This window comes from Ramlibacter sp. bp-362 (genome assembly GCF_054956735.1).
On sequence record NZ_JBUDXE010000018.1, the window covers coordinates 1 to 25,147 of the forward strand.

At 72.8% G+C, this 25,147-nt stretch carries 25 protein-coding genes; 17 read left to right on the forward strand and 8 right to left on the reverse strand.

Translation table 11 applies throughout. From position 1 onward, the window contains the following. Positions 1–104: 104 nt before the first annotated feature. From ACY0MJ_RS19435 to ACY0MJ_RS19455, 5 genes are read left to right on the forward strand one after another with little or no spacing between them, the layout of a single operon-like run. Positions 105–1,076 carry an NAD(P)-dependent oxidoreductase gene (locus tag ACY0MJ_RS19435; protein ID WP_462640264.1) on the forward strand — a complete coding sequence of 324 codons (972 nt, stop codon included), beginning with the start codon at positions 105–107 and terminating at the stop codon, positions 1,074–1,076. Then, on the forward strand, positions 1,076–2,137 hold the full coding sequence (locus ACY0MJ_RS19440; RefSeq protein WP_462640192.1) for a maleylacetate reductase: 1,062 nt from the start codon (positions 1,076–1,078) through the stop codon (positions 2,135–2,137). Before ACY0MJ_RS19435 ends, ACY0MJ_RS19440 begins: the two co-directional genes overlap by 1 nt. 47 nt (positions 2,138–2,184) lie before the next feature. Then, entirely contained in the window at positions 2,185–3,459 is a 1,275-nt protein-coding gene (locus tag ACY0MJ_RS19445) for a serine hydrolase domain-containing protein (RefSeq protein WP_462640193.1), read from the forward strand. Positions 3,460–3,494: 35 nt separating this feature from the next. Then, on the forward strand, positions 3,495–4,661 hold the full coding sequence (locus ACY0MJ_RS19450) for an SGNH/GDSL hydrolase family protein (protein WP_462640194.1): 1,167 nt from the start codon (positions 3,495–3,497) through the stop codon (positions 4,659–4,661). 25 nt (positions 4,662–4,686) lie between these two features. Further along, positions 4,687–5,364: an OmpW/AlkL family protein gene (locus tag ACY0MJ_RS19455; RefSeq protein WP_462640195.1), complete on the forward strand. Its 678-nt coding sequence runs from the start codon at positions 4,687–4,689 to the stop codon at positions 5,362–5,364. Here ACY0MJ_RS19455 and ACY0MJ_RS19460 read toward each other — a convergent pair. Further along, positions 5,361–6,005, reverse strand: a complete 645-nt coding sequence (locus tag ACY0MJ_RS19460; RefSeq protein WP_462640196.1) for a dihydrofolate reductase family protein — start codon at positions 6,003–6,005, stop codon at positions 5,361–5,363. The two genes, ACY0MJ_RS19455 and ACY0MJ_RS19460, sit on opposite strands and share 4 nt — an antisense overlap. A gap of 51 nt (positions 6,006–6,056) precedes the next feature. After that, entirely contained in the window at positions 6,057–7,715 is a 1,659-nt protein-coding gene (locus ACY0MJ_RS19465; RefSeq protein ID WP_462640197.1) for an FAD-dependent oxidoreductase, read from the reverse strand. Between the two features lie 90 nt (positions 7,716–7,805). Here ACY0MJ_RS19465 and ACY0MJ_RS19470 point away from each other — a divergent pair, with 90 nt between their 5' ends. From ACY0MJ_RS19470 to ACY0MJ_RS19485, 4 genes are all read left to right on the forward strand, one after another. Beyond that, positions 7,806–9,149 (forward strand): amidohydrolase family protein, encoded by a 1,344-nt coding sequence (locus ACY0MJ_RS19470; RefSeq protein ID WP_462640198.1) that lies wholly within the window; start codon positions 7,806–7,808, stop codon positions 9,147–9,149. Between the two features lie 145 nt (positions 9,150–9,294). Beyond that, positions 9,295–9,633: a hypothetical protein gene (locus ACY0MJ_RS19475; RefSeq protein WP_462640199.1), complete on the forward strand. Its 339-nt coding sequence runs from the start codon at positions 9,295–9,297 to the stop codon at positions 9,631–9,633. A 54-nt stretch (positions 9,634–9,687) separates the two neighbouring features. Then, entirely contained in the window at positions 9,688–10,521 is an 834-nt protein-coding gene (locus tag ACY0MJ_RS19480) for an isocitrate lyase/PEP mutase family protein (RefSeq protein WP_462640200.1), read from the forward strand. Positions 10,522–10,637: 116 nt separating this feature from the next. Continuing rightward, positions 10,638–11,549: a Tim44 domain-containing protein gene (locus ACY0MJ_RS19485; RefSeq protein ID WP_462640201.1), complete on the forward strand. Its 912-nt coding sequence runs from the start codon at positions 10,638–10,640 to the stop codon at positions 11,547–11,549. 4 nt (positions 11,550–11,553) lie between these two features. Here the strand turns inward: ACY0MJ_RS19485 and ACY0MJ_RS19490 are convergent, their stop codons facing one another. Then, positions 11,554–12,444 (reverse strand): LysR family transcriptional regulator, encoded by an 891-nt coding sequence (locus ACY0MJ_RS19490; RefSeq protein ID WP_462640202.1) that lies wholly within the window; start codon positions 12,442–12,444, stop codon positions 11,554–11,556. Positions 12,445–12,558: 114 nt separating this feature from the next. Between ACY0MJ_RS19490 and ACY0MJ_RS19495 the strand changes: the two genes are divergently transcribed. Both ACY0MJ_RS19495 and ACY0MJ_RS19500 read left to right on the forward strand, forming a co-directional pair. Then, positions 12,559–13,095, forward strand: a complete 537-nt coding sequence (locus ACY0MJ_RS19495; protein ID WP_462640203.1) for a hypothetical protein — start codon at positions 12,559–12,561, stop codon at positions 13,093–13,095. 112 nt (positions 13,096–13,207) lie between these two features. Beyond that, complete coding sequence (locus tag ACY0MJ_RS19500) at positions 13,208–13,546, forward strand: hypothetical protein (RefSeq protein ID WP_462640204.1); 339 nt, start codon at positions 13,208–13,210, stop codon at positions 13,544–13,546. A 33-nt stretch (positions 13,547–13,579) separates the two neighbouring features. Here the strand turns inward: ACY0MJ_RS19500 and ACY0MJ_RS19505 are convergent, their stop codons facing one another. After that, positions 13,580–13,780 (reverse strand): hypothetical protein, encoded by a 201-nt coding sequence (locus ACY0MJ_RS19505; protein ID WP_462640205.1) that lies wholly within the window; start codon positions 13,778–13,780, stop codon positions 13,580–13,582. Between the two features lie 77 nt (positions 13,781–13,857). After that, positions 13,858–17,025 (reverse strand): AAA family ATPase, encoded by a 3,168-nt coding sequence (locus ACY0MJ_RS19510; protein ID WP_462640206.1) that lies wholly within the window; start codon positions 17,023–17,025, stop codon positions 13,858–13,860. Between the two features lie 95 nt (positions 17,026–17,120). Between ACY0MJ_RS19510 and ACY0MJ_RS19515 the strand changes: the two genes are divergently transcribed. Continuing rightward, positions 17,121–17,495: a group I truncated hemoglobin gene (locus ACY0MJ_RS19515; RefSeq protein WP_462640207.1), complete on the forward strand. Its 375-nt coding sequence runs from the start codon at positions 17,121–17,123 to the stop codon at positions 17,493–17,495. Between the two features lie 25 nt (positions 17,496–17,520). Further along, entirely contained in the window at positions 17,521–18,345 is an 825-nt protein-coding gene (locus ACY0MJ_RS19520) for a class I SAM-dependent methyltransferase (RefSeq protein WP_462640208.1), read from the forward strand. A 3-nt stretch (positions 18,346–18,348) separates the two neighbouring features. Here ACY0MJ_RS19520 and ACY0MJ_RS19525 read toward each other — a convergent pair whose 3' ends face one another. From ACY0MJ_RS19525 to ACY0MJ_RS19535, 3 genes are all read right to left on the reverse strand, one after another. After that, positions 18,349–19,590, reverse strand: a complete 1,242-nt coding sequence (locus ACY0MJ_RS19525; protein WP_462640209.1) for an NAD(P)/FAD-dependent oxidoreductase — start codon at positions 19,588–19,590, stop codon at positions 18,349–18,351. Between the two features lie 31 nt (positions 19,591–19,621). Next, a complete protein-coding gene (locus ACY0MJ_RS19530; RefSeq protein ID WP_462640210.1) occupies positions 19,622–20,167 on the reverse strand; it encodes a hypothetical protein in 546 nt (181 codons plus the stop codon). A gap of 124 nt (positions 20,168–20,291) precedes the next feature. After that, a complete protein-coding gene (locus tag ACY0MJ_RS19535) occupies positions 20,292–21,176 on the reverse strand; it encodes a LysR substrate-binding domain-containing protein (RefSeq protein ID WP_462640211.1) in 885 nt (294 codons plus the stop codon). Positions 21,177–21,285: 109 nt separating this feature from the next. Between ACY0MJ_RS19535 and ACY0MJ_RS19540 the strand changes: the two genes are divergently transcribed. Genes ACY0MJ_RS19540 through ACY0MJ_RS19555 form a run of 4 tightly spaced genes read left to right on the forward strand, consistent with a single transcriptional unit; the run spans position 21,286 to position 25,107 of the window. Further along, complete coding sequence (locus tag ACY0MJ_RS19540) at positions 21,286–22,170, forward strand: dioxygenase family protein (RefSeq protein ID WP_462640212.1); 885 nt, start codon at positions 21,286–21,288, stop codon at positions 22,168–22,170. Positions 22,171–22,181: 11 nt separating this feature from the next. Continuing rightward, positions 22,182–22,982, forward strand: coding sequence for a citryl-CoA lyase (locus ACY0MJ_RS19545; protein WP_462640213.1), 801 nt, complete (start codon positions 22,182–22,184; stop codon positions 22,980–22,982). After that, the gene (locus ACY0MJ_RS19550) at positions 22,979–24,142 is read left to right on the forward strand and encodes a CaiB/BaiF CoA transferase family protein (protein ID WP_462640214.1); all 1,164 of its coding nucleotides are present in this window, start codon (positions 22,979–22,981) and stop codon (positions 24,140–24,142) included. The genes ACY0MJ_RS19545 and ACY0MJ_RS19550 overlap by 4 nt, the downstream gene beginning before the upstream one ends. Then, entirely contained in the window at positions 24,142–25,107 is a 966-nt protein-coding gene (locus tag ACY0MJ_RS19555) for a Bug family tripartite tricarboxylate transporter substrate binding protein (protein ID WP_462640215.1), read from the forward strand. The genes ACY0MJ_RS19550 and ACY0MJ_RS19555 overlap by 1 nt, the downstream gene beginning before the upstream one ends. Positions 25,108–25,147: the final 40 nt, after the last annotated feature.

The window sequence follows — 25,147 nt, forward strand, 5'->3', positions numbered from 1 at the left end:
TGCCCTCATCTTTCTCATCTCGGTCTCCGCAACAGTTCGATTCTGTTGCGTTGACCGGTTGAGACCACCCCCCGCCTCCGCGGGGATGACGTTTCCGGCTTGCCATCGCGTGCTTTGCGCCCGACACTGCGTCCAGCAAGAAAGGGACCAGCATGGCAAACCAGGTGGGATGGATCGGGCTGGGCCGCATGGGCCAGGCGATGGTCACGCGGCTGCTCAAGGCGGGCTTCTCCGCCAGCGTGTGGAACCGCACGCGCGCCAAGGCGGAGCCGCTCGCGGCCTACGGCGCCGAGGTGGTGCGCGAGCGAAGCGAGCTCGCGCGCTGCGACGTGGTCTTCACCATGGTCTCCACGACGGACGACCTGAAGGACGTCCTCTTCGGCGAGGGCGGCCTCGTCGCCGGCACGCACAAGCCGCAGGTCGTGGTGGACAGCTCCTCGATCTCGCAGGAAGGCTCCGCCGAGATCCGCGCACGGCTCGAGGCGATGGGCGTCGCCTACCTGTGCGCGCCCGTGTCGGGCAACGCCAAGGTCGCCAAGGCCGGCAAGCTGCTGATCGTCGCCTCGGGGCCGCGCGCCCTCTACGACAAGGCGCAACCCTACCTGGCCGCGATGGGCCGCAAGGCCATGTGGGTGGGCGAGGGCGAGCTGGCCCGCATCTGGAAGATCGCCCACAACACCATGTTCGGCGTGGTGATCCAGAACCTCTGCGAGATCACGGTGCTGGCCGAGAAGGCCGGCATCCCGCGCCACGTGTTCCTGGAGAGCATCAACGAATCGGTGCTGGGTTCCATGTACACGCGCTACAAGACGCCGATGCTGGCCAACCTGTCCTTCGACCAGGTGACCTTCACGCCGCAGCTGCTGCTGAAGGACATGGACCTCGGCATGGGCGCCGCGAAGGCGCACGGCGTCGCCATGCCGGCCGCGGCGGCCACGCGCGAATCGGTCGCGCGGCTCGTCGGCCGCGGCCACGGCGACATCGACTTCGCCGTGCTGCTGCAGGAGACGGCGCGCGATGCCGGCCTGGAGCTGAAGCCCGAGAACGTCGCGCTGAGCGACGGGCTGGAGGGCTGATGCGCAGCTTCACCTACAACGGCCAGCCCGGGCGCGTCGTGTTCGGCGCCGGCGCGCTCGCCCGCCTGGGCGCCGAGATCGAGGCCCTGGGCGCGCGCCGCGCGCTGGTGCTGTCGACGCCGGAACAGCGCGCATCCGCCGAGCGCGTCGCGGACATGCTGGGCGAGCGCGCGGCCGGCATCTTCGACGGGGCCGCGATGCACGTGCCGATCGAGGTGGCGCGCGAAGCCCGCGAACGCGCCCGCGCGCTGGGCGCCGATTGCGCCGTCGCCGTCGGCGGCGGCTCCACCACCGGGCTGGGCAAGGCGATCGCGCTCGATTCCGGCCTGCCCATCCTGGCCATCCCCACCACCTATGCCGGCAGCGAGATGACGCCGATCTACGGCATCACCGAAGGCGGCCTCAAGAAGACCGGCCGCGACGCGCGGGTGCTGCCGCGCACCGTGATCTACGACCCCGAGCTCACGCTCACGCTGCCGGTCGCGCTCAGCGTCACCAGCGGCATCAACGCGATCGCCCATGCGGCCGAAGGCCTGTACGCCGCCGACGCCAACCCCGTGATGGACCTGATGGCGGAGGAGGGCATCCGGGCGCTGGGCCGCGCCCTGCCGGGCATCCGCGCGAACCCGCAGGACCTGGATGCGCGCGGCGAGGCGCTCTACGGCGCCTGGTTGTGCGGGATCGTCCTCGCCAACGTGGGCATGGCCCTGCACCACAAGCTGTGCCACACGCTGGGCGGCAGCTTCGACCTGCCGCATGCGCAGACGCACACCATCGTGCTGCCGCACGCGCTCGCCTACAACGCCGCCGCCGCGCCGCAGGCGATGGCCCGCATCGCCCGCGCGCTGGAGGGCCGCAGCGCCGCCCAGGCGGTGTACGACCTGGCCCGCCACAACGGTGCGCCCGTGGCCTTGCGCGACGTCGGCATGCCGGCCGACCAGCTCGACCGTGCCTGCGACATCGCCCTGCGGACCCCCTATCCCAACCCGCGCCCGCTGGAGCGCCCGGCGCTGCGGCAGCTGCTGCAGGACGCCTTCGAGGGCCGCCGCCCTCACGCATAAGCCGCGTTTTCCTGTACGCTCGCCTGCCATTCAGGAAAGGGCTGGCGATGGAAGAACGCACCCTGGAATTCGACGGCGTCCGTTACCCCGACGGACTCGCTTCCGACCCGCGCCGCCTCGGGTGGATGGAAGGCGCGCCGCCGCCGGCGGACAAGCTCGTGCGCTTCGCGGACGACCGCTTCCTGGACTTCCCGCAGATCCGCTGGAGCCTCTCGCACATGCGCGAGCTGGTGCCCACCGTGAACGTCTGGCGCGGCGCCGGCCCGCCCAGCCGCTTCGCCGAGGCGCGCAGCATCACCGAGGACGCGATCGACGCGCTGCGCTTCACCGACATGCAGGGGCGCGCGCGCCGCTGGGACGCCTCGCTGCCGGACACCTACACCGACGGCATCCTGGTGCTGTACCGCGGCCGGCGCATCTACGAGCGCTACTTCGGCGCGCTGGAGCAGCACGTCCCGCACAGCTGCTTCTCCATCACCAAGTCCTACGCGGCGACGCTGTGCGCGACGCTGGTGCACGACGGCGTGCTGGACGAGACGCAGCGCATCCCGCACTGGCTGCCGGAGATGAAGGGCACGGCCTACGAGGACGCCACGCTGCGCCAGCTGATGGACATGCAGATCGGCGTGGCCTATTCCGAGGTCTACGCGGACCCGAAGGCGCAGATCTGGGACTACTCGCGCGCCGGCGGCCTGCGGCCGCGGCCGGCCGGCTACGCGGGCCCCGCCAGCTTCTACGACTACCTGCGCACGCTGCGTCCCGAGGGCCGGCACGGCGAGGCCTTCGCGTACAAGACGGTCAACACCGAGCTCATGTGCTGGGTGATGAAGCGCGTGACCGGCGAGCCGCTCGCGCAGATGCTCTCCGAGCGCCTGTGGACGCCGCTCGGCTGCGAGCAGGATGGCTACCTCTCGGTGGATCCGATCGGCGTGCCCATGGGCGGCGGCGGCCTCTGCGCCACCCTGCGCGACCTCGCGCGCTTCGGCGAGCTGATGCGCCGCGATGGCGACTGGAACGGCCGGCAGGTGCTGCCGCCGGCAGTGATCGCGGACATCCGCCGCGGCAGCGACCCGGAGAAGTTCGCCAAGGCGGGCTACACGCTGCTGCCCGGCTATTCCTACCGCAGCATGTGGTGGGTGACGCACAACGAGCTGGGCGCCTTCGAGGCGCGCGGCATCCACGGCCAGCGCCTGTACGTCGCGCCGGACGCGGACCTCGTCATCGCCCGCTTCGCCTCGCACCCCGTCGCGGCGAGCGCGGCCAACGACCCCATCACGCTGCCCGCGTTCCTCGCGCTCGGGCGCATGCTGCGGGACCGCTGACCGATTCCTTTTCCCTTTCCTGAGCTGGAGACGACATGCAAACACGAAGAAGACTCCACCTGCTGGCTGCCGCGTTCGCCGCGGCGGCACTGCTGGCGGCTTGCGGCGGCGGCGGCGGGGCGGACGGCCCGCGCTCGGACATCCGGAAGGTCACCGTCGCGGGCGACAGCCTCGCCGACGTCGGCACCTTCGGCCTGAAGTTCACGGTGCAGAACGCGGCGGATCCCGCCGCGGGCTTCCCGATCTTCCCGCAGATCGTGGCGCGGAACTTCGGCATCGATACGCAGTGCAACTTCTACGTGTTCAACGGCACCACCTTCGTGGCCAACACCACGGCGGGCTGCACCAATTTCGCCGTGGGCGGCGGGCGCATCGTCAACCCGGCATCGAATGGCGGCGCTTCGGCGCCGTTTTCCGTGCCGCTGCAGCTCGCCACGGCGCTGCAGGCCAACGGCGGCGCCTGGAGCGCCACCGACCTGGTGCTGGTCGACGGCGGCGGCAACGACGCGGCGGACCTGGTCGGCGCCTACCTCGGCGCGGCGGCGGGCGGCGCGGGCGTCACCAACTACCAGGCCTTCCTCGCGCAGCAGCTCGACGCGACCACCATCGCCGACACGCTGCCGCAAGCCAACGGCGCGGCCATCCTCGCCGGCATGTACATGCAGGCGCTGGCCGACACCTATTACGAGGCGATCAAGACCAACACGCTGGACGCGGGCGCGACGCACGTGGTCGTGCTCGACATGCCCGACATCACGCTCACGCCGCGCTTCCAGGCCGTGCTCGCCGGCGTGGGACAGGCGCAGGGCGCCGCCGCGGCGGCCGCCCTGCAAGGCGCCATCCAGCAGTGGATCAGCGCCTTCAACGCGCGCCTGGAAGCGCGCATCGGCGGCGACGAGCGGGTCGCGCTGGTCCCCTTCCACGACGACTTCACCGACGAGGTCGCGCATCCGGCGGCCTACGGCCTGAGCAACGCGACGCAGGCGGCCTGCCCGGTCACCGGCACGGACACTTCCGGCCTGCCGACCTACGACTTCCAGACCTGCACCTCCGCGGCGCTGGATGCGGCGCCACCGACCGGCCTCGCCGCCGGCTGGTGGCAGACCTGGGCCTTCTCCGACGGCTTCCACCCGACGCCCTTCGGCCACCGGCTGCTCGCCGCCTCCGTCAGCCGCGCGATCGCGCGGGCCGGCTGGCTCTGACCGCACCACGAACAAAGGAAACGCCATGCACAAGAAGAACGTCGCGACGGCCGCTGCGGCCGCCCTGCTGCTCGCCGCGGGCGGCGCCGCGCAGGCCCAGGTGGCCGGCACCTGGTACGGTGGCGTGGGCGTCACGCGCATCGCGCCCAACACCGACAGCGGCAACCTCTCGCCGCCGTCGGCGCCCGGGACGCGCGTGGAGGTCGATGCCGACACGCAGCCGACGCTGTTCATCGGCCGCATGCTCACCGACCACTGGTCCGTGGAAGTGCCCATCGGCTTCGGCTTCGAGCACGACATCGAGGGCGCCGGGGCGATCCGCGGCGTCGGCCGCATCGGCTCCACGCGCGTGCTGCCGGTCAGCGTGTTCGGGCAGTACCGCTTCCTGGAGCCGACGGCGCGCATCCGGCCGTACGCGCTCGCGGGCATCACCTACGCCTACTTCTACGGCGAGCGCGGCAGCGCGACGCTGAACGCGGTGAACCCGATCAGCCCGGCGGGCGGCACGCAGCTGGACGTGGACTCGCGCTTCGGCTGGTCGATCGGGCTGGGCGTGACGGCGATGCTGACCGACCGCTTCTTCGTGGACCTGCACTACGCGCGCACCTTCCTGAAGACGACGGCCACGCTCAACTCGGGCCAGAAGATCGATACGCGGCTGGATCCGGACGTGTATACGCTCAGCGTGGGGATGCGGTTCTAGCCCTTCGTCAGCACCGCGTGCAGCGCGGCCTCCGTGCCCACGTGCTCGCTGCAGCGGAAGCCCAGGGCCGGCAGGTCGATGCCGGCCAGCAGCGATTCGCCCCCGCCCAGGACGGTCGGCGAGATCGCCAGGTGCATCTCGTCCACCAGGCCGGCCTGCAGGTACTGCCGCACGGTGGACACGCCGCCGCCGATGCGCACGTCCTTGCCTTGCGCCGCGGCGCGGGCTTGCTCCAGCGCCTCGTGGATGCCGCCGGTCACGAAGTGGAAGACCGTGCCGCCCTGCATGGCCAGCGAAGCGCGCGGGTGGTGCGTCAGCACGAACACCGGCACGTGGTAGGGCGGGGTGTCGCCCCACCAGCCCTTCCATTCCTCGTCCGGCCACGGGCCGCGCACCGGCCCGAACATGTTGCGGCCCAGGATCCAGGCGCCGACGTTGTCGAAGCTGCGGCGCGCGAAGTCGTCGTCCACGCCGGTGCTGCCGCCCTCGGCGCCCATCATGGTGCGGAAGGTGCGGGTCGGGAGCATCCACCGGTGCAGCGTCTCGCCGCGGACGCCCATGGGCTCCTGCGGGGTCTGGCGCGGGCCGGCGCCGTAGCCGTCGAGGGACAGGGTGAAGGCCAGGACGCGGACGCGGGACATCGGGGGCTCCTCCTCGGGAAGATGCTGGGGTTCGCTGCGCTCACCGCCAGCCTACGCGATTCCGTTCGCAATGCGAAGGATGCCTTGGGCATCGCGCGCATGCTGGCCGCGCCACGCCACCACCTGGTCGGGCCGGACCAGCGCCAGCGGCGCCTCGTACAGCGCGCGCAGCGCCGGGTCGCCATGGTGCACCACGCGCAGGTCCAGCGCCAGTTCCCGCGCGGCCTGCTCGAAACCGGCGGTGTCGGGCGGCTGCGGCCCCAGCGCGAGCAGCGTCCACTCCGGATGGAAGCTGTCGTACAGCGAGCGTCCGTCGGCCAGCCAGGCATGCGGCGGGCGCCCGCCCGGGCAGGCGGTCGGCACGTAGTTGTTGGCCGTGTCGGGCGGCGGTGACGTGCCGTCGTGCACGATCACGGGCGAGCCGTCGTAGCGACCGCCGAAGGTGACGCCGGGGATGTTGAACTCCATGCGCACGTGCGCGTCCAGGTGCGCGCTCGCCTCGCGCCGCGCGGCCTCGCCCTCGGGGCCTTCCATCTCCAGCTCGGGGCGCGCCGGGAACAGGCCCACCGAGTCGGCGAAGCGCTGCGCATACGCGGTGTTGCGCAGCGCGAGCGGCCGGCGTTCGCGCTCGTAGCTGTCCAGCAGCCCCGACGGGCTGGCGCCGCGCACCACCTGCGCCAGCTTCCAGCCGAGGTTCACCGCGTCTTCCACCGCCGTGTTGTAGCCCAGCCCGCCCGTGGGCGTGAACAGGTGCGCGGCGTCGCCGGCGATGAACACGCGGCCGCGGCCGAAGGACTGCGCGACCAGCGAGTGCCCGGCCGTCCAGGTGCCGCAGGACAGCACCTCGATGGGGATCTCGCGCCCCAGCGCCTGCGCGAACACGCGGCGCGCATCGTCCTCGCCCCAGGCCTCCGCGTCCTCGCCTTGGTGCACGGCGGCGTGGAAGGCGAATTCGGACTGCCCGTCCACCGAGGCCATGAAGGCGCGCCGCTGCGCATTCACCGAGACGTACATCCAGGCGCGCGCGTGCGGGAAGACGTCGTAGAAGCCCGGGGCGCGCAGGTACACGGCGAACATCTGCCCGCCCATGAAGTCGCGCCGCACGCCGCTGGCGCCGCCCCAGGCGATGCCCAGCGCATTGCGCACCGGGCTGCGCGGCCCGTCGGCGCCCACGAGGAAGCGCGCGCACACGCGCTGCGCCGCGCCGCCCGCCGCGGGCTGCACCAGCGCCTCGACGTGTTCGCCCGTGTCGCGGAACTCCAGCAGCTTCCAGCCGTAGCGGATCGAGTTCGCCGCGTGCGCCTCGGCGTGCCGGCGCAGCACCTGCTCCACGAATTTCTGCGACACGCGATGCGGCAGTTCCGCCGCGCTCCAGGAGCCGCCCATCGTGCGCACGTTGCGCACGGCCTGCGCCGCGGTGGGCAGCGACAGGCGCGCCAGCTCGTGCCCCGTGTAGCGGGTGAAGTAGGCGATGTCGGTCGGATGGTCCGCGGGCAGGCCCAGCGCGCGCACCTCCTGCGCGAAGCCGAGCCGGCGGAAGTGCTCCATGGTGCGCGCCTGCGTGGCGTTCGCCTGCGGGTTGAAGGCCGTCGAGGGCTTCGCATCCACCAGCAGCGTCGCGATGCCGCGCCGCCCCAGCTCGTTGGCGAGCATCAGCCCGCAAGGGCCGCCGCCCGCGACCAGGACCTCGGTGTCCAGGGTGTCCGCCATCCGCCACGCTCCTCCGGTGCTTGGCCAAATCATAGGCTGGCCCTACAGTGGGGGCCGGGCCGGGCTCGCACCCGCGCCGACGGAGGAGCCATGTCCAACACCCTGATCCGCGGCGCCGCCATCGTCACGATGGACAGGCAGGGCGACCTGCCGCAAGGCGACCTGCTGGTGCGCGGCGACCGCATCGCCGCGATCGCGCCGGCCATCGAGGCCGAAGACGCGGAACCGGTGGACGCCAGCGGCTTCATCCTGATCCCCGGCCTCGTCAACGCGCACATGCACACCTGGCAGACGGCGCTGCGCGGCGTGGCGGCGAACTGGACCCTGCTGGAGTACTTCCGCAAGATGCACGCCGGCCTGGCCGCGGCCTTCGCGCCCGAGGACCTGTTCATCGCCACGCGCATGGGCGCGCTCAACCAGCTGAATTGCGGCACCACCACGCTGGTCGACTGGTGCCACAACAACCCCACGCCGGACCACGACGACGCGGCCATCGAGGGCCTGCTGTCCACCGGCATCCGCGCCGCCTTCTTCCACGGCACGCCCAAGCCGGACCCGAAGCCGGGCGAGGCGCCGTTCTGGGAAGTGCCGCACCCGCGGCGCGCGCTGGAACGCCTGCTGAAGGCGCACCAGGGCCACGCGCTCCTGTCGGTGCATGCCGCCGTGCTCGGGCCGCACTATTCGACGCTGGACGTCGCGCTGCACGATTTCCGCATGGCCCGGGAGCTCGGCGTCATCGCCTCGCTGCACCAGGGCGGCGGACCGGCCCGCTCGCCCGACGGCTGGCAGCGGCTGGAGGCCGAGGGGCTGCTCGGGCCGCACGTGAACATCGTGCACGGCCATGCGCTCGACGACGCGCAGCTGCGGCGCTTCTGCGAGCTGGGCATGAGCTTTTCCGCCGCCGCGGAAAGCGAGATGTCGCAAGGCCACGGCCATCCGCTCACCGGCCGCCTGCGCGGCTTCGGGCGCGCGCCCTCGCTGGGCGTGGACCTGGAGAGCGTGCTGTCGGGCGACATGCTGACGCAGGCGCGCATCGCGCTGGGCATCCAGCGCAGCCTGGACAACGTGGCGCACCGCGAGCAGCACGGCAGCATCCCGCCCACGTCGACGATCACCACGCGCGAAGCGCTGGCCTGGGTGACGGTGGAGGGCGCGCGCATGCTGCAGCAGCTGGACCGCATCGGCACGCTGGCGCCGGGCAAGCAGGCGGACCTCGTGCTCGTCCGCGCGAGCGACCTCAACATGCAGCCCGTGCACGACCCGGTCAGCAGCGTGGTGTTCCAGGCTTCGCTTGCCAACATCGACAGCGTGATGGTGGCCGGCCGCTGGCGCAAGCGCCACGGCCAGCTGCTGGCGGGCGACCTGGGGTCCGACCTGCGGCGGCTGCGCGCCTCGGGGGAGAAGATCACTCGGGCGATGGGGTTGGGAAACTGAACACCGGCGGTGGGGTTCGCTGCGCTCACCGCCACCCTGCGAATGCAGCGCGACTGTGGCGGCGTATGCTTTCGCTTGCATCGCGCCGGCGGCGCACCATACTGGCAGGAGCGAGGACCCAGGACCTCGCGCGAAGGAGCCTGCCATGTGCCACCTCGTACGTGATGCCTCCGCCGCCGGCGAGCCCGGCGGCGCCACGCAGCATGCGCCACCGCTGCGCGTGCCGCCGCGCTGGGCCGGCGCCCTCGGCGCGGCCCTGGTCGGCGGGCTGGCGCTCGCCGCGCTGGTGACGCCGGCGCCGGTGCCGCAGGAAGCGGCCGCGCAGCCGCCGAAGGCAGCCGTCGTCCCCGTGGTCCTGAAGACCGAGGCGATCTCGACGGCCACCAGCGGCGCGGGTCCCGCGCTGGGCGTCGACGACGGCGTGCCCACCAGCCCGGACGTGCGCAAGGCCGCCGGCCTCGGCGGCTGCCACCACGACCTGTAGGGGTCCTGCAGCGGGGCGCAGAATCCTTCCTTCATCGCGAAGGAAGGAGGCCCCATGCTTTCACCCGAGGAAGTGTCCGCGCGCCGGCAGGCGTTCCGGCGCATGCATGCGTCCGGCTGCTTCGTGATCCCGAATCCGTGGGATGCCGGCAGCGCCTGCTACCTGCAGAAGCTGGGCTTCCGCGCGCTCGCCACCACCAGCTCCGGCGCAGCATGGCGCCATGCGAAGGCCGACGGGCAGATGTCGGTCGACGAGGTCCTGGTGCACCTGCGCGAGATCGTCGACGCCACGCCGCTGCCCGTGAATGCGGACTTCGAGGCCGGCTTCGCGCCCGATGCCGCCGGCGTCGCACGCAACGTGCGGCGCGCGCTCGACACCGGCATCGCCGCCATCTCGATCGAGGACTCCACCGGCGACCCCGGCGCGCCGCTGCGCGACATCGCCGAGGCCGTCGAGCGCATGCGCGCGGCCCGCGCCGCCGTCGACGAATGGGGCGGCGAGGCCTTGCTGGTCGGCCGCGCCGAGAACTTCTTCGTCGGCCGTCCCGACCTCGACGATGCGATCCGCCGCCTGCAGGCCTACGCCGAAGCCGGCGCCGACTGCCTCTACGCGCCGGGCATCCGCACGCGCGAGCAGATCGCCGCCGTCGTCGCCGCGGTCGCGCCCAAGCCCGTCAACCTGCTGGTCGGCTTCGCCACCGACCTCACCCTGCGCGACATCGAGGCGCTGGGCGTGCGGCGCGTGAGCGTCGGTGGCGCGATGGCGCGCTCGGCCTGGGGCGGGTTCATGCGGGCGGCGCAGGCGATCGCGAGCGAAGGCCGCTTCGACGGCTTCGCCGCCGCCGCGTCCGGCGCGGAACTGAACGCGCTGTTCGCTCCCGGCCGCTGAACCGCGCGCTTCGCCCACTTCGGTTTTTCCTGAACGAGCTGCAGCTTTTCTCTGCTTTTTCCTCGGGCCTGCCGCCGCTATTTTGGTGGCTCGCATCACGAACTCAGGAGAATCGAATGAAGAAGGCAGCGGCACTGTTCGCCGTGGTACTCGCCGTGGGCATGGGCGTGGCGCTGGACGCCGAGGCCCGGCGCCTGGGCGGCGTGCGCTCCAGCGGCATCCAGCGCCAGGCCGTCACCCCGCCGTCCACCCCGCCCGCGGGCGTGCAGCGTGCGCCGACGCAGGCGGCACCGGCCACGGCCCCCGCAGCGGCAGGCACCGCGGCCGCCGCGCCCCGCCGCAGCTGGATGGGCCCGATCGCCGGCCTCGCCGCCGGCCTGGGCATCGCCGCGCTCGCGTCGCACCTCGGCTTCGGCGAGGGGCTGGCCAACGTGCTGACGATCGTGCTGATCGGGATGGCCGTGCTCGCGGTGATCGGGATGGTGATGCGCAAGCGCGCCGCGGCGCAGGGCACGCCCTTCGGCGGCGCCGCCGCCGGCGCGCCCCCGGGCCTGTTCCGCGCGAGCGAGACGCAGCCGCAGTCGCAGGCCGGATCGCTGATCGGCTCGCGCATCGGCTCCGGCCTCGCGGCGCCGGCCGTGGGCGGCCCCGTGCCGGCCGGCTTCGACGTGGAAGGCTTCGTGCGCAAGGCGAAGACGCAGTTCCTGATGCTGCAGGCGGCCAACGACGCCGGGGACCTGCAGCGCCTGCGCGACTACCTGACGCCGGAGATGTACGACGTGGTGCGCGACGAGGTCGAATCGCGTCCCGCGGGCAGCACGCAGCGCACCGAGGTGTTCGGCCTCGAGGCGCAGGTGCTGGAAGCCGTGGAGGAACCGGCGCAGTACGTCGTCAGCGTGCGCTTCACCGGCAGCGTGCGCGAGCAGCCGGGCGCCGAGCCCGAGGACCTCGACGAGGTGTGGCACCTCACCAAGCCGCGCACCGGCGCCGGCGGCTGGGTGATCGCGGGCATCCAGCAGGCGCAGTAGGCGCTCAGCGCCTGGCGGCCTGGACGAGCAGGCGCTGCACCAGCGGATGCTGGATGCGGCGCTCCGCCGTGATCAGGTAGAAGTGCTCCACCAGCTCGGGGCAGTTCCCGAGCAGGCGGATGCCCGGATCCTTCAGCAGCTCCGCGTGCGACCAGCGCGAGGCGGGGAACGCGCCCATGCCGCTGCGGCCGAAGGCCGCGAGCAGGGCGCTGTCCTCGAATTCGCCGGCGATGCGCGGACGCCATCCCTGCCGCTCGAACCACTGGTCCAGCCGCGGGCGCACCGCGGAATGGCCGGTGGGCAGCAGCAGCGGCAGCTCGGACAGCAGGTCGGGAAAGCGCCGCGCGCGCCTGGGCAGCAGCGACACCGGCGCGAACCATGCGAGCGGCGCCTCGCCCAGCGCGTGGCTGTACAGCCGCAGGTTCGGGTTCGGCGGCGCCGCGCGGTCGGACAGCACGATGTCCAGACGGTGCAGGGCGAGGTCGCCGAGCAGGCGGTCGAATTCGTCCTCGTGGCACAGCAGGCGCACGCGCGGGTCTTCCACCGCGGGCTCCAGCAGGTGGCGCACCACCAGCTTCGGCAGGGCGTCGGGAATGCCCACCGCGAGCCGCAGTCCCTGGCCCGTCGCCGCATCGCGCACGGCAGCCGGCAGCTGTTCGCCCAGCTGGAAGATCTGGTCGGCATGCGCCATGGCCGCCACGCCGGCCTCGGTGAGGGCGACGCCGCGTCCCGCCGGCTTGAACAATGCGTAGCCGAGGTCCTGCTCCAGCGCGCGCACCTGCGCGCTGACGGTCTGCACCGCGACACCGAGCCGCGCCGCGCCGCGCGCCATGCCGCCTTCCTTGGCGACGACCCAGAAGTAGTGGAGATGCCGGTAGTTGAACGGGGCTGCCATGTGCGCGAAGTGTGCCTTGCTTCACGGTCCGCGGCCGCCGTGCCGTCATCCTCGGGGCGCGATCTTGGGCTGCGGCCTACGCCGGCCCCGCGCGGCCGGTCCTAACTTGGGCCCATGGCACGACGGCACAACGACGGGCCCGGCGACAAGAGGCCCCCGCAGCAGCAACCCTATCCGGCCACGTGGCTCGACTCCCTGCCCGTCCCGGAGGTGCGGGAAGGCGGCGACTCGACGTGGGAACTCTGGCACGAGGCGAAGCGCGAGCTCGATGCGGCGTTCGCGCCGACCGAACCGTCGGCGCCCGCGCCGCTCTCCACCGGCGCGCGCAGCGTCGAGCCGCCGCCGGCCCGCACGCCCCTGGGGCCGCTGGGCGCCGATACCCTGATGGTCGTCGCGCGCCGCAACAACCGTGTCTGCCCGCAACCGGCGCTGTGGACGCAGCTCTATCACGAGCTCGGCGGACCGGGTGCGGACGACCTGCCGCCGCCGCCGGTCGAACGGTGGCTCTGGAGCAAGCTGTCCTCGCTGCAGAAGCGCCTGTTCTTCCGCGAGTACCTCGAGTGGGCCGAGCGGCACGGCAAGCTGGGCCGGGTCGCCGCCTTCATGGAGCGGCTCGGCGAGGCGGACTGGCTGCACATGGGCGAGCGGTGACGCCGCTGTGTCGACGCCGCCCGACAGGCGCGCGTCGCCCGCATCCGGCAGACCGGCCGCGCGATGCGCGCTGCAATGGGTCTTCACGAACAGCATGAAACAGGAGCGAACGATGCAGACCGAACAACTCCAGCAGCGGATCAACCGGATCGAGGAATGCGCCGACGAGGCGATGAAGTGCGTGCAGCAGGGCTCGGTGCCCGGCGAGCTGCGCCAGCAGGTCGATTCCCTGCACCAGCAGGCCAGGCAGGTGAAGCAGGAAGCCGGCAGCCAGCAGCAGATGGGCCAGGACGGCATCAAGCAGAAGGTGATGCAGATGGAGCAGACCGGCGACCGCGCCATGCAGGCCTGCCGCAGCGCCGGCAGCAGCGTCGACCAGCGCACGCAGCAGGCGGTGCAGCGCGCGCACGACGAGATCTCCAGCCTGAAGAAGGAAATGCAGATGGGTTGATCCCGTCGCCGCGGGCCTGGGCGCGGTGGGGGCTCAGCGCCGCAGCGCGGCCAGCCAGGAGTCGTACTCCAGCGCGCCGGCATCCGGCGCGTCGCGGGGCGGGGCCGCGGCCTCGCGCAGGCAGTGCAAGGCCTGCGCGAGCATGTCCTCGACCATGGCGAGCGTCTCCGGCGGCAGCGGCCGTGCGGGAAGCGCCCCGGCAGGGCGCGACATCGTTGGCTGGTGGGCGGTCATGGCTTCTCCTTGCTGCGAGGTGCGAATGCACCTGCCGCACCCAGCATGGCGCCGGGGCGTTCCCGGAACGTTCCCGGTCAGCGCAGCTCGCGCGCCGCCGCCGCGTTGCAGCGCTGCGCGTCCAGCGGCTGGCCGGCCGCGCGGAAGCCCTGCGCGGCCCGCGCGAATCCCTCGCCCGCCGAGGCGGTGTCGCCCCGCGCGAGCGCCACGTGCGCGCGCGCCTCGTGCAGCGCCGCGTGCCAGGCCGGCAGCTTCATCACCACGTTGGCCAGGTATTCCGACGCGCGCAGGTGGCCGTCGGCGAGTTCGGTCTCGCGCGCCCGCGCCGAGGCGATCGTCGCCGGGATCGCGAACGTGATGCGGCAGCCCGGACAGGTTTCCAGCGGGCCGCGCACGGCCGCATCGGCTTCCTCCACCACGCCCAGCGCCGCCTCGGTGTCGCGGGCGATCGCGATGCGCGTGCCGTAGATCCGGTCCAGCAGGTGGAAGCCGACGTCGGAGGCGCGCGCCACGTCCAGCGCCTCGTCCAGCAGCGCGCGCGCCTGCTCCCGCTGCCCCCGGTAGAACGCGAGCTCGGAGCGGCGCTGCAGCGCCAGGGCCTCGCCGGTGGCGCCGCCGATCGCGTGGTGGAGGCGGCCGCCGGCGAGCAGGTCCTCCTCCGCCGCCTCGAGCTGGCCGTGCAGCAGCCGGGCCTCGCCGCGCAGCGTCACCGCGAACGCGTGGCCGCGGTCCGCGCCCAGGCGCCGCGCCTCGGCCGCGAGCGCGTCGGCGAAGGCGATCACCTCCGGATAGGGACGCGAGCCGTAGAGGAAGCGCTGCGTCATGCACAGGTGGCCGTCGAACACGCGCACGGCGAGCTGCGGCAGCTGGCTGGTCTCGCGCAGGTCGGCCCAGACGCTGCCGTGCAGGTCGCCGCGCGCGTGCGCCGCCGCGGCCTGCGCCCAGGAGGCGATCACCAGCGTGCCCTCGTCGCCCGTTTCCAGCGCGAGGCGGCGCACCTCGCGCGCGAGTCGCGTGCCTTCGAGCGCGTCGCCGAAGCCCAGGGCGGCGGCGCCGCTGTACGCGAGCGCCGCGGCCAGCCGCCCGCCGACGGTCGTGGGATGCACGTCGCGCAGGTAGGCCAGGGCGCCCGCGGGATCGCTGGCCTTCACCTGCGCGAGCGCCCGCTTGGCACGCAGTTCCTGCGCCTGTTCGCCCGATGCGGCGGCGGCCGCGGCGTCGTAGGCGGCCAGCGTGCCGGGGCGGCCGAGCGCGTCCATCGCTTCGGCGCGCAGCGCCAGCGCCTCGGCCTCGTGCGGGCGCCGTGCGAGCAGCGGCTCGAGGTGGCGCAGCACGTCCTGCCAGGCGCCCAGGCGGAAGGCCGTGCGCGCCGCGGCCAGGACGAAGGGCTGCGCGGGATCGACTTCGCCGGCGGCGAGCCAGTGCTGCCCCACCAGTCCCGGCGCCGCGCCCGCTGCCGCGAGCCGCGCCGCGACCTCGCGGTGCAGCGGCTTGCGGCGATGCGGCGGCACGGCGTCCACCAGCGCCTGCCGCAGCAGCGCGTGGCCGAAGCGGTAGCGGCCCTCGCGCACCGCCAGCACGCCGGCCGCGAGCCCGCGGTCCAGCCGCGCGCCCGCGTCGGCGCCGGGATCGGCGGCCAGCGCCAGCGCCGTGTCCACGTCGAACTCCTCCGCCGCGAGCGCGAGGCGGCGCAGCGCTTCCTGCGCGCCTTGTTCCACGTCGGCCAGGCGCTGCGCGATGGCGGACGCGAGGTCGCGCGGCAGCGGCGCGCCGGCGCCCGGCCTTTCGCCGGCGGCACGCGCCAGTTCCACCACCGCGAAGGGCAGGCCTTCGGCGGACCGGGCGATCGCCGCCGCGCCTTCCGGCGCCAGCGCGTCGCCGGCGGCGCGCGCGGCGAGCAGCGCCGCCTCCTGCGGCGCCAGCGGCGGCAGCGCGAGCGCCGCCATCGTGCCGGCGCGCAGCATGCGATCGACCTGCCGCTGCAGCAGTTCCGGCAGCGCGGGCCGGGCGGCGAGCAGCACGAAGAGCGGCGGCCCGCTGGCCGCGAGCTGCACCAGCAGTTCCATGCTGCCCGCGTCCGCCGCATGCGCGTCGTCCACCAGCAGCAGCACGGGGCGGCCGCCCGACGTGGCGAGCAGCAGGCGCCGCACGGCGCCCGCGACCTGGTGTCGCCCGAGCGGCAGCGCGAGCGGCGGCGCCGGCTGCGCCGCGGCGGTGAGCGCCGCCAGCACGGCCTGCCCATGCGCGCCGACGGCCTGCCGCGCGGCCTCGCCGCCTTCCTGCAGCAAGGGCTCGACGAGGTCCGTGGCGAGGCCATAGGGGCGCGTCCAGTCGTCCGCCTGCAGGGCGCGGACCTGCCAGCCCAGCCCGCGCGCTTCGTGCGCGAGGCGCCGGCAGAACGCCGTCTTGCCCATGCCCGCAGGCGCGCGCAGCACCGCTGAGGCGGGACCGCCGGCCGCCGCGCCCTGCAGCAGCGCGAGCGCGGCCGTGAGCTCCAGCGCCCGGCCCACGAAGGCGGGCGCATGCCCGGGCAGGCCTTCGCTGCATTCGCGCTGCAGCGCCTGCGCTTCCGGCCCGGGCTGCAGCCCCAGCTGCTGCAGCTGGTCGCGCAGGTGCCCGTACCAGCGCAGCGCGGCCGAACGGCGCCCCGCGCGCAGCTCCGCGCGCATCAGCGCCAGGTGCGCGGGTTCGTCGGCGGGCTCCGCCTGCAGCACGCGCTCGAAGTCGCCGGCTTCGCGCAGCAGCCGCAGGTACTTGGCGCGCAGGCGCTGGCGCGGCGCCTCGCTCCAGGGCTCGTAGCGCGCCAGCGGCAGCAGGTCGCCGGCATAGAGGGCCGCGGCCGCGCGGCAGGCCTGCGCATCGCCGGCGGCGAGCGCCGCGTCGGCCGCCTGCTCGAAGCGCAGCGCGTCGCAGTCGACGCTGCGCCCGGGCAGCAGGAAGACGCGCCCGCCGCGCAGCACCAGCGCATCCGGCTGGCCGACGAACTGGCGCGCGTGGTGCGCCGCCTTGCGCAGGTTGGCGCCGCCGGCGTGCGGATCCAGGTGCGGCCAGAGCGTGTCCACCACCTGTTCGCTGGGCAGGCTCCGCTGGGGCTGCAGGCACAGCAGCTGCAGCAACTCGCGGGCGCGGCGCGCCAGCGCGGCCGCGTCGGCGGGCGGCGCGCCTTCCACCTGCACGCCGAAACCGCCGAGCAGCCGGACGCTGACGCGGCCGGGCGGCGGGGTGGCGGACTGCGGAGCGGCCATGGCACTTCCTCCTGCCTGCGCGCGCCGGGAACGTTCCGGGAACGCGCGCCCTGGAGCATGCCTCCTCCCATCCCCCATCGACAAGGAGGTTCACCATGAGCACCGCGGACACCGTTTCCCTGTACGACCGCCTCGGCCGCGCCGAAGGCATCACCCGCATCGTGCACGACGTGATCGACGCGCACCTGGCCAACCCGGTGGTCGGCCCGCGCTTCCGGACCGCCAAGGACCTGGACCACACGCGCAAGCTGGCCGTGCAGTTCTTCTGCGCCGGCTGCGGCGGCCCCGAGGCCTACACCGGCCGTGACCTGCTGAGCGCGCACAAGGGCATGAACATCAGCGAGCAGGAATACGTCGCCGTGATGGACGACATCCTCGGCGCGCTCGACAAGAACGGCATCGACCCCGGCACGCGCGGGGAGGTGACGGCCATCCTGTACTCCATGAAGGACCAGGTGATCCGCGTCTGATGGTTTCCAGCGAAAGGAGAAAGCCATGAACCCGAACCAGGCCCTCTGGGAAAAAGGCGACTTCACGCGCATCGCCGCGACCATGCGCGCCAGCGGCGAGGCGCTGGTGCGCAAGGCCGGCGTCGCGCCCGGCATGAAGGTGCTGGACCTCGGCTGCGGCGACGGCACGACGGCCCTGCCGGCCGCGCAGCTCGGCGCCGAGGTGCTGGGCATCGACATCTCGACGCCGCTCGTGGCGGCGGCCAACCGGCGCGCGCGGGAGGCGGGCCTCGCCGACCGCCTGCACGTGCTGCACGGCGACGCCTGCGACCTGTCCGGCGTCGAGAACGGGAGCTTCGACCGCGTGCTGAGCATCTTCGGCGCGATGTTCGCGCCGCGGCCTCTCGACGTCGCCCGCGAAATGGTGCGCGTGGCGCGGCCCGGCGGCCGCATCGTCATGGGCAACTGGATCCCCGACGACCCGACGATGGTGGCGCAGCTGCTGAAGATCAGCAGCGCGTACGCGCCGCCGCCGCCGGCGGGCTTCGTGAGCCCGATGCGCTGGGGCGTGCCCGCGGACGTGGAGGAGCGCTTCGGCGCGGCGGGCGTGCCGAAGGAGGCGATCGCCTGCGAGAAGGACAGCTTCGTCTTCGACTTCGCCGGTTCGCCGGCCGAGTTCGTCGACGCCTTCCGCCTGTACTACGGCCCGACGATGAACGCCTTCGAGGCGGCGCAGAAGCAGGGCAAGGACGGCCGGCTGCGCGACGAACTGGTCGCGCTGTTCGAGCGCGAGAACCAGAGCCAGTACCCGAACACCACCGTCATCGCGGCGAACTACCTGCGCGTGACGGTCGTGAAGCCGGGCGGCTGAGGTTCAGGAGAAGCGGTCGGCGCGGTAGGGCGCGAGGTCGATCGCCGCGCGGCCGGTGCAGACCAGGTCCGCCAGCGCGGCCCCGCCCGGCGCGGCCGCCGTCAGGCCCACGTGCCCGTGGCCGAACGCGAAGTACGCGTTCGGCACGCGCGGCGCGCGGCCCAGCACGGGCAGCGAGTCGGGCATGGAGGGGCGGCGCCCCATCCACGTCGACTGCACCGTCGCGTCGATCCGCGGCAGCATGCGCTTCGCCTGGCCGGCGAGCAGGTGCGCGCGCGCCATGTCGGGCGGCGCGTGCAGGCCCGCCAGTTCCACCGTGCCGGCGACGCGCAGCCCGTCTTCCATGGGCGTGACGAAGAACTTGCCTTCGCCCGAGCAGACCGGCACACGGGGCGCCGCGCCCGAGCGCGGCAGCATCACGTGGTAGCCGCGTTCGGTGTCCAGCGGCACGCGCGACTTCAGCCGCGCCGCGAGTGCGCGCGAATGCGCGCCGGCGGCGAGCACGACGCCGTCGACGTCGATCGCGCCGGCCTCGGTCAGCACGCGCGCGACCCGGCCGTCGCGGAAGGCGAAGTCCGTGGCCGCCGCCCCGTGGAAGGCCGCGCCCGCGGCGCGCAGCGTGTCGGCCAGCGCCTTCGACAGCCGCGGCGGATTCGGCACGTGGCCCTGTTCCGGCAGCCAGGTCATGTGCGTGATCGCCGGCGACAGCGCCGGGTCGAGTTCCCGGACCTGCCCGCCCGTGAGGATCTCCATCCGCACGCCGTGCGCCTGGCGCAGCTCGCGCCCGAGCCGGTCGCGCAGGAAGGCCTGCTCGCTCTCGTACACGAAGCCGTAGCCCTCCTGCCGCACCAGCTCCGGCACGCCGGCCCATTCCGCGAGCGGCCGCCATTCGCGGATGGAGGCGTCCAGCAGCGGATGCAGCGCGGCGGCGATCGCCTGCACGCGCGCGAGCTTGCTGGCCATCTGCAGCCGCACCAGCCAGGGCGCGATGCGGTGCGCGTAGCGCCAGTCGATGCGGAAGGGCCCGGCCGGATCGAGCAGGTAGCCGGGCACGTTCTTCCACAGGCCCGGCAGGCCGACCGGCACGATGGAGGCGCGGCTCAGGCAGCCGGCGTTGCCCCAGGAACAGCCAGCGCCCGGCTCGGAGGGATCGACGAGGGTGAGGCGCACGCCGCGCCGCACGAGTTGGGCCGCGCAGGCGAGGCCCACGACCCCGGCCCCGATCACGGCGATGTGTTGCTGCATGCCCGCGATGCTAGGCCATCGCGGCAGGCTCCTAGGGCGCGACCAGGTCCTGCGCCGCGAGGACGGGCGCTTCCACGCTCCCGGCGAGCTCGGTGTCCGCCGGCTGGTACACGCAGGCGAAGTCCGGCTGCTGCGCGAACTCGCGCACGATCGCGCAGTGCTCCCAGAAGCGGCGCTCGCGCTCGCTGTCGTTCCAGGTCTTCATGCCCCAGGCCACGCCGGCGGCGACGCATGCCGGCAGGAAGGCGCCGCCCGTGAGCACGGCGGCCGTCATGCACACGTTGTTGACGGCCGTGCCCTGCCACACGGCGGCCGCAGTGGCATAGGCCGCGGGACGCTCCGTTTCCGGCAGCCTGCTGGTGTACTCGAAGGTCACCGCCTTCATCCCCAGCATGAGCACCGGCACGACCGGGTTCACGTCCGCGACCCCGGCCGCGAAGCCGACCGCCATGGACACGCCGTCGGTGACGGCGCCCGTGCGCGCCTGGTGCTCGGCGTCCTGGGCGTGGGCGGAGCACCAGCCTGCGGAGAGGGCGGCGGCCAGGAGAAGCTTGCGGGACGCGCTTGCCTTGGACATCTGGAACTCCCGAACGACTGTTTGTGCTCAGGAGTAGAGCAGCCCGCGCGCGGGCGGAGGAGGGCGCCGGTCGTGCCGGACGCGCCGGTCGTCCTGCCCGGATTGTTCGCGCTTGTAACCGCGCTCAGGCCGCCGTGCCCGCCGCGCGCCGGATGATCTCCGCGAAGTGCTTCAGCACGGGCGAGCGCGTCGCGCCCTTGGGCCACAGCATCCCCGGCGTGCGGATCGGCGTCGGGTCTTCCAGCGGGATCACGCGCAGGTCGGCCGACGACGACACGGCCGTCTCCGTGATGATGCCCGCCAGGTCCGTCTGGCGGATCAGCTCGATCATGGGGGCCACCGAATTCAGCTGCGCCGCGACCAGCGGCTTCGCGCCCGCCTGCTGGAAGCATTCGTCCAGCAGCTTGCGGGTGAGGAACTGCGCCGGCAGCAGCACGAGGCGCACGTTGTGCAGTTCCACCATGCGCACGCGCCGCCGGCGCGCGAGCGGATGGCCGATGCCGACCACCAGCCGCAGCTCCTCGCGGTACAGCGGCTCGAACCACAGCTCGCTGCCTTCCTCGGGCGGGTAGGCCACGGCGATGTCCAGGTGGCCCGAGCGCAGGCGCTTGAGGATCTGTCCCGCCGCGAGTTCCTCCACCGACACGGCGATGCCGGGATAGTGGTTGAGCAGCGTCGCCACGCATTGCGGGACCATGCGCGTGTTGAAGCTGGAGGTGGTGCCCAGGCGGATGCTGCCGGTGATCGCCTGTGCCGGCGCGCGCAGGGCCTGCAGGCCCAGGTCGATCTGCTCCAGCGCCGGCGTCATGTGGCTGCGCAGGATCTCGCCGGCCTCCGTCATGCGCACGTGCTTGCCGCTGCGGTCGAACAGGGGCGTGCCCAGCTCCTCCTCCAGCTGCTTCACCTGGTGCGACAGCGTCGACTGCGTCACGTGCAGGCGCTCCGCGGCGCGGGTGAAGTTCAGGGTTTCGGCGACGGCATCGAAGTAGCGGAGGTGGCGCAGTTCCATCCTAGGGTTCGTCCGGTTGCGATCGATGGCATCGATCATAACGGTCGAAATTCATCACTTTCCATGCTGGTCAGCGCGGGCCATCATCCGGCCGAAAAGGAGACGAGCCATGGCCCAACTGGAAGTGAGCGATTTCGCGCAGGCGGTGATCGACCGCATGGGCGAGTGCAAGGATCCGCGCTTCAAGCAGATCATGACGGCACTGGTGAAGCACGCCCACGCGTTCGCGCGCGAGGTGGACCTGACGCCGGACGAGTGGATGGCCGGCATCCAGTTCCTCACGGCCACCGGCCAGAAGTGCGACGAGAAGCGCCAGGAGTTCATCCTGCTGTCGGACACGCTGGGGCTCTCGATGCTCGTCGTGGCGCTGGACCAGGCGCGCGGCGCGAAGGCGCTGGCGGACCGGCCCGGCGAGCAGCCGACCGAGGCCACCGTGCAGGGCCCCTTCTTCTGGCCCGGCGCGCCGAAGCGCGAACTCGGCGAGGACATCGGCGAAGGCCTGGGCGAGCCGACGCTGTACCACGGCCGCGTGACCGACACCGCCGGCCGACCGGTCGCGGGCTGCCAGATGGACGTGTGGTCCGGCGACGAGGGCGGCCTCTACGACATGCAGAAGGGCGACCAGATGATGCTGCGCGCCCAGTTCCGCACCGACGCCGACGGCAACTACCGCTTCTGGTCGATCAAGCCGACCTACTACCCGGTGCCGGGCGACGGGCCGGTGGGCGCGATGCTGGAGAAGATGGGCCGGCACCTCAACCGCCCCGGCCACATGCACATGATGCTGGAGGCGCCCGGCCACGAGAAGCTGGTGACGCACATCTTCGTGAAGGACAGCCCCTACCTCGATTCGGATGCGGTGTTCGGGGTGCGCAACAGCCTGATCGTGGAGTTTCCGAAGCACCAGCCGGGGAAGGCGCCGGACGGGAGGCTGATGGGCAAGCCTTATTACACGGCGAAGTACGACTTCAGGCTGGTGCCGTCGGGGCGCTGAGGGAGAAGCATTTGAAAATCGGCAAGGCCACGGTGCCGCGCTCGGCCATCTGCACGTCCGACGAGGACACCATCGTCGTGCGGGGCAACGACCTGGCGCGCGACCTGATCGGGCAGGTCAACTTCGGCGACTACTTCTACCTGCTGCTCACCGGGCGCAGGCCCGATGCGGCGGCGAGCGCGGTGCTCAACGCGACGCTGGTCGCGATCGCGGAGCACGGGCTGGTGCCCAGCGTGCAGGCCGCGCGGATGACGCTCGCGGCGGCGCCCGACGCGATGCAGGGCGCGGTGGCGGCCGGCATCCTCGGTTCCGGCTCGGTGATCCTCGGCGCCTCGGAAACGGCGGGGCGCCTGTACGTCGAGATCGAGGAAGAGGCGGGCAAGCGCGGCGGCGACCTGCGCGCGGCGGCGACGGCGGTGGTCGCGGCGCGCCGCGAGAAGAGGCAGGCCATCGCCGGCTACGGCCATCCGGAACACAAGCGGCGCGACCCCCGCGTCGACGCCCTGTTCGGCGTGTCCGCCAAGGCGGGCGGGGGCCAGCGCTTCGTCGAGATCGCGAAGCTGGTGGAGGAAGTCATCCCCGGCATCGTCGGCAAGGACCTCAAGCTCAACGTCTCCGGGGCGATCCCGGCGGTGCTGCTGGGCGTGGGCTTCCCGGTCGCGGCGCTCAAGGGCGTGCCCATGCTGGCGCGCACGGCCAGCCTCATCGCGCACCTCAACGAGGAACTGAACGACCCGATCGGCTTCGCGCTCTCCTACCAGGCCACGCGCGAGTTCGAGTACACGGGCGGCCAGCCGGAGGGCCGGCGGTGATCAAGGTCCTGGACGGCGTGCGCGTGCTGGAGCACGGCACCTTCATCACCGGGCCCGCGGCCTCGATGCTGCTCGCCGACCTCGGCGCCGACGTGGTGAAGGTGGAACTGCCCGGCACCGGCGACCCGTTCCGCGCCTTCAAGGGCGGGCTCTATTCGCCGCACTACCAGACCGTCAACCGCAACAAGCGCAGCGTCACGCTCAACACCAAGCAGCCGGCCGACCTGGACAAGTTCGACACGCTGGTGAAGGACGCCGACGTCTACATCCAGAACTTCCGGCCCGGCTTCGCCGAGCAGATCGGCGCCGGCTTCGAGCGCCTGCGCGGCATCAACGACAAGCTGATCTACTGCGCCATCAGCGGCTTCGGTTCCACGGGCCCCGCCGCGCACCGCCCCACCTACGACAGCGTCGCGCAGGCCGCCAGCGGCTACCTGCGCCTGCTGGTGAACCCGGCCAACCCGCGCGTCGTGGGCCCGGCCATCGCCGACCTGGTCACCGGCTTCTACGCGGCCTACGGCATCCTGGGCGCGCTCTACGACCGCGAGAAGCACGGACAGGCGCGCAAGGTCGAGCTGTCGATGTTCGAGGCCATGACGCACTTCAACCTCGACGCCTTCCAGCACCTGTTCTCGGCCAACGAGGTGATGGGCCCGTTCAGCCGGCCCAGCGTCTCGCAGTCCTACGTGCTGGAGTGCGCGGACGGCAAGTGGGTCGCGCTGCACATGTCCTCGCCGGAGAAGTTCTGGCAGGGCCTGGCCACCGCCATGGAGCGGCCCGACATCTTCCAGGACGAGCGCTTCGCCAGCCGGCAGGGCCGCATCGAGAACCAGGAGGCGCTGATCGAGGTGCTGCGGCCGATCTTCCGCCGCCACGACCGCGCCGAATGGTGCCGCCGGCTGGAAGCCAACGACGTCCCGCATTCCCCTATGTACACGACGGCGGAAGTGCCGGAGGATGCCCAGGCGAAGCACCTGCAGCTGTTCGTCGAGACCGAGCACCCGGTGGTGGGCAGCTTCCGCACGGTGCGCTCGCCGGTCTCCTTCGACGGCGAGCGGCCGCTGGAGGTGACCGCGCCGCCGGTGCTCGGCGAACACAACGAGGAACTGGCCCGCGGCTGGAAGCCGCGCGGGACCCAACGCAAGGAGACAGGCAAGTGATGATGCGCCGTACCGTCCTGGCCAGCCTGGCCGCCACCCTCGCGCTGCCGCTGCTGGCCGCGGCCCAGGCGTATCCGGACCATCCGGTCAAGCTGGTCGTGCCCTTCGGGCCGGGGACCACCACCGACATCGTCTCGCGCGTCTACGCCGACGCGCTGGGCCGGGCGCTGGGCCAGGCCATCGTGGTCGAGAACAAGGCCGGCGCGGGCGGCAACATCGGCGCCGACCTGGTCGCGAAGTCGCCGGCCGACGGCTACACGATCGTGATGGGCACGGTCGGCACGCACGCGATCAACCCGGGGCTGTACCGCCACATGCCCTACGACGCGCTGAAGGACTTCGCGCCGATCGGCTTCGCCGGCTACACGCCGACGCTGCTGGTGGTGGCCGCCAACTCGCCGTTCAAGACGCTGAAGGACCTGCAGGCGCAGGCGGCCAAGGGCCCGGGCGTGAGCTTCGCCTCCGCCGGCAACGGCACCTCGGGCCACCTCGCCGGCGAGCTGCTCAAGGCGCGGCTGGGCGGGCAGATGGTGCACGTGCCCTACAAGCAGGGCGGGCTCGCGATGTCCGACGTGATGTCCGGGCAGGCCCAGTTCATGTTCTACCACCCGGCCGCGGTGATGCCGCACATCAAGGCGGGCAAGCTGCGCGCGCTGGGCGTGTCGAGCGCGAAGCGCTCGGCCGCGGCGCCGGACGTGCCGACCATCACCGAGCAGGGCTTCGGCGACTTCGACCTGGTCGCCTGGTTCATGCTCTACGCGCCGGCCGCCACGCCGGAGCCGGTGCTCGCGAAGCTGCGCGGCGCCGTCGCGCAGGTGGTGGCCGATCCGGAGCTGAAGGCCAAGCTCGCCGCGCAGGGGCTGGAAGTGCCGCTGCTGCAGGGGCCCGAGCTCGCCGCCTTCGGCCGCAGGGAGATCGCGAAATGGTCCGAGCTGGTCAAGCGCTCGGGCGCGCAAGTGGATTGAGGTTCCGGGGTTTCTGCCAGCAAGCCAACGACAGGAGACA